The sequence below is a fragment of the Nitrosomonas sp. Nm33 genome, from assembly GCF_900107265.1.
Lineage (GTDB): Bacteria > Pseudomonadota > Gammaproteobacteria > Burkholderiales > Nitrosomonadaceae > Nitrosomonas.
The window spans coordinates 1-4,366 of sequence record NZ_FNPJ01000121.1 but is presented as its reverse complement, the minus strand read 5'-3'; the positions used below and the strand labels follow the sequence as shown (position 1 = coordinate 4,366).

The following is a 4,366-nucleotide window of genomic DNA, read 5'->3' as shown; positions in this document are numbered from 1 at the left end:
TGCGCCCCAGGGAAGCCAGGAAATTTACATTGCTGCCCCGTCGCCGGGTAGTCGAGCGTACCTTCGGCTGGCTTAATCATTCGCGCCGACTTAGCGAAAGCTACGAGTGCCTAACGCGTACAGATGAAACTTGGATTTACATCGCTATGACCCGTATTATGTTGAGGCGATTAACCTAGAGCAGGAATTTCCAAACAGCTTCTAAGTAATAGTCTGGCTTAAATTAGGAGAAGATCTCACATGAGGAAACACAAAACCACGAGCATGAGATAAAAAATGCTCATCTTGGTTAAACACAAGTTCGCAAATTTTATTAGATTCCCTTAATGATTTTGTTGTTTTGATGAGTTAGCTCACTCGATCAATTATGACTAGTTTAGCTTGATAGCAATCCTGGAAGATTTCAACCTAAATTCCTCAGTTGGAATTTAGAATGAAAATAGCTGTAATCTAATACTATCAACGGTTCATAGCCAAAAATGTTAACTGCTCCTCAGTTACAGTAAACAAGCTGAGAGCAAGGCGTGGCAACACTTTCGGCAGATTTTGATTATTTCACTAAAATCTCATCTGATTGGTAATGCCATGGATCTTTCAAAGAACCTTAATTAATAGGATTCTTGAGCGATTTAGGAGTCTTCAACTGAGGAATTTAGGTTCAAAAAACACTTTTTAATGCAACATGTAATTATCAAATCACAAAGTAGTCGCAGTACGCTAGTTTCTCTTTCAAAGCAAAGAGAATGTGTACGCACTATCATGGACTGTATTTTATACAGAGATTACAGAGATAAAAGCACAGCAAGGAACAGATCTATAAAAATCATCCCTTGCTGTTTTACTACTTACTAAAAATTCTTAATAAACTGAATTATTTCGTAATTTATTAATGTTTATGTTCATGCTTATGCTCACTATCTTCTTCAGCATCGCTATGGACATGATGATGATGCTCTCCCCCCTTTCCATTCGACGCTAGTGGCATGAAATTTGCGCCTTGGGTCTCATGACCTGGAATAGCTATAAAAACAGCTACTGTAGTTTCAGGGGTAATTTTAAAATCCCCCTTCGCTTTCATTATATTTGCATAAACCGGCTCCAATACAACGGATTGTCTTTTCCCTTCCTGACCTGCTTGGATATTTGCTTTCCCTTGCCCCCCACTCGTGGCAATTGGCTTATCTCCATGATCAGTTATATACAGAGTCAATTCACCATCCTTAGCTACCAACTCTAAATGGAAGGGGCCAGATGCGCGAAGCTGGCCTCCGTGAGGTGGTGTTAATGTAGCTAAATGCCCTTCTGTATGGGCCAATGCAAAATATGGCATCATCAACATCGTACTCAATAACGCAGATGTAACGATTAGTCTTCTCATTCAGTTTCTCCTGGAGTATTAATTAAGACAAGGATAATTCGAAGTTATAACAGATTTAAACATTAATGCACATGATCACTTGGTGGTGGAAGAATTTCCTTCTCACTATTAAGCTGAATCAGCTGTTGTTTTAGAAAATCCATATTATCCCACCCACTTTTATCCCTATCGGGTATCCATCTTGCGCGTAAGTAGCCAAAGCGATCTACCAAAAATTCCAAATGCTCAGGAATGACTCCCTCGCCAAGAATATCCGGATGAGTAAGTGTCCTTCGATACAGAATATAACTATTTCTGATCTCCCGAGATCCTTCCGTCACTATAGGAAAAGGTATATTCGCTGCAATCTGCATTATTTCCTGTTGATCAAGATCATTCATTGGAACAGCTAAAATAACTGTATTGAGCTCACGCAGCTCGTCATAAGATGCTTTCAATTCTTGTAAACGAACTTGTGATTGCGGCCATGTAAACAACACGAGCATCACATTCTTTTCCTGACGAAAATCCTTCAGGTAGCCGCTGGAACCATCATCCGCAAAATAGGAAAAAATAGGTGGCGCAATAGATGGTTTTTCTGGAACAACCATGGGTTTTAATAGACGCCCCTGATAGCCGCGTGACATGCCATGCATATAATTGACGACATCCCAGCGATCCTCTTCTGATAAATTACTAGAAAAACCTGGCATACCTGTTTCTGCAATGCCATATGTTAGCCAATGGAAAAAATCACCAGCTGTATGTCTAGCTGTGTGGGGCTCAGTCAATAGATCAGCGGGTGGTGGATTAAATGTTTTAGCAAGTACCCCATTGCCTTTACCTTGCGGACCATGACAGGAAGTACAATTTTGTGAGAAAAATACCGATCCATTAGAGATGGAAATAGCATCAAAAGGAACAGGTGTACTTTGATAAGTCTCCGGATAAGCATCCACTGCTAAATGAGGCAAGGCTATTGCTAAAGAGACAATTGTTAAGCCAGCTGGTATTCCAATCCTTTTTTTAATTTCCCATTTATTCTTAATGCCTAACCACACTGAGCCAGCAGCCATAATTAACAATACCACACCACTCCAGAAGAAAAGAGGAGTATTTGGCTCATTCCAAGTGGCATCAATTGAGAATCTAAAAGGATAAGGCCAGTTTTCTACCATGACATGCTTTGCAGGTATGGTGTTAGCCAAAATAGTCGCAACTAACACCATGATAATGGCAAGTATGAATTCAATGCTTACCCATTTCTTCAGTTGCTGCCCACCCCTTTGGATTTGCTCGACGTAATTTGCTTGCGTGAATGATGGTAGCCATCTAGCGCGTGCTCGATACGCGATAACGAGAATGATCGCCAGTAGTGTAAGTTTTATGTTTATTAGCCAACCATACGCACTAGAAACCAGCGCATGATAATCTTCCTCTACCATTCGATCAGCAACGATAAAACCAGTTGCCATTAAAATGACCATTACCGGCAAGGCAATCGTCGAAAACTTCTTCAAGCTTTCAGCACTCAACAAATCCAATGGTTTGTCAGGATCTTTCTGACTGAATATTATCAATAGAAATGCCGGTAAGGCGCCAAACCAGGCACCTGCCAGAAGAATATGCAGCACATAAGGAAGTATTGAGATAGCAGATATGTCCTCTGCAGCCGAATGGCTAACAAGTGAGCCTGCAATCAACGGCAATGATGCTGCTACCGCACCTAGGATATAGTGCCACCTCACTCTGTAAGCATGCCGAATATATAGAATGGCTCCTAGCAAAACTAACGCAAATAGTGCACGAGCCGCCCACAGTTGTCCCATGCGAGTCCGCTGCACCACTTCCAACCAAGCATCTGGTCGCCAGGCATTAGATGCAACACCAGTCGCTTCGCCTGTTGTTGTCGCTAGGATACCTAGCAATCCAATTAGAATGATACCAGCTAACCATAAAAATCCGCGTTCCAACCGGATTGCCCAGGGGCTTTCAAATACAGCTTTCTGTTGCCCAGCTACAGCAAGAAAAATACAGCTACCAAAAATAATCAGATTGGCTACCAGCTGTGACCAACGAGCAAATGCAGCAACGATCTCAATCATCTTTTTTTTCTTTATCCGAAACTGTAAAATTATACTCAGAATCAACCACATGACCATCTACAGAGAGCACCCGAAATTTCACTGCATATCGTCCTGATTGCATTTCTGGCAATTCCAAAATTATAGATTTTGGATCTCCAGGATGAACCTTCACTTTATTATCTGTAATGGATTTTTTATCTTTATCAAATACCGAAAGAGACGCATACGCAGGTTCAATTTCTTCATTAAACCAGAGACGGATTTGCGTTGGTGCTGTAGAAAGCACCGCACGACGAGCAGGTTCAGCCTTGACAAGAGCAGCATGTGCTAATGCTTGATTTGCATGCATAAGAGTCATTACCGTTACTACTATAGATAATGCTAAAACTCGCTTAAGATTTAATATTGCCCATTTTATTTTCATTCGAGTACTCCTTATTTTTAGATATGATAATTCGAATAAATTAATGTTCTTTAGATTATTGAACCTGAGCGTGGTTCTAATATTATTTTGCTACTAACTGTAAACTAAGCAGCTTCTGTTTTATTTTTTTTACTACGTATGAAGAAGATGGCACCAACAGCTGCCAGCACGATGACACCTATGATATAAGGCAGATTCAATTTTCCACCAGCTCCTACTGAAAACGGAAAGCGGGATACATATTCTTCTTTCTCTCCTCTTACCGTAACCAAACCGATAAACTTGCCAGCTTCCGGAAAGCCATGCTCAAAGGTCACCGATCCATTCGAATATACTTGTGGCGGCAAATGAAATACAGTTATTGCATCAAGATTCTCTTCTGATCCTGTATCTCGTATTATTCTCACTTCAGTCGTCATTGGCCGCAGTTCTTCATTGATATAATCCAGCGCAACAACGGTACGGCCTATCAAAGGAATATCTTCACAAAATTCCTGC

The 4,366-nt window shown here is 41.0% G+C and carries 5 protein-coding genes; 1 reads left to right on the top strand and 4 read right to left on the bottom strand.

Features of this window, described 5'->3' with window-relative positions; all coding sequences use genetic code 11:
• Nucleotides 1–179 (top strand): transposase (locus tag BLV54_RS14585; RefSeq protein WP_143032544.1); only part of this gene is annotated, 179 nt, incomplete at its 5' end.
• 707 nt (nucleotides 180–886) lie between these two features.
• On the opposite strand, the gene BLV54_RS14580 is transcribed toward BLV54_RS14585, so the two are convergent.
• From BLV54_RS14580 to BLV54_RS14565, 4 genes are all read right to left on the bottom strand, one after another.
• The gene (locus BLV54_RS14580; RefSeq protein WP_090572328.1) at nucleotides 887–1,378 is read right to left on the bottom strand and encodes a hypothetical protein; all 492 of its coding nucleotides are present in this window, start codon (nucleotides 1,376–1,378) and stop codon (nucleotides 887–889) included.
• A gap of 62 nt (nucleotides 1,379–1,440) precedes the next feature.
• On the bottom strand, nucleotides 1,441–3,462 hold the full coding sequence (locus BLV54_RS14575) for a CopD family protein (RefSeq protein WP_090572327.1): 2,022 nt from the start codon (nucleotides 3,460–3,462) through the stop codon (nucleotides 1,441–1,443).
• On the bottom strand, nucleotides 3,455–3,868 hold the full coding sequence (locus tag BLV54_RS14570; RefSeq protein ID WP_090572326.1) for a copper resistance CopC family protein: 414 nt from the start codon (nucleotides 3,866–3,868) through the stop codon (nucleotides 3,455–3,457). Before BLV54_RS14570 ends, BLV54_RS14575 begins: the two co-directional genes overlap by 8 nt.
• Nucleotides 3,869–3,972: 104 nt before the next feature.
• The coding region (locus tag BLV54_RS14565; protein ID WP_256329541.1) for a hypothetical protein at nucleotides 3,973–4,366 on the bottom strand (394 nt) is incomplete at its 5' end.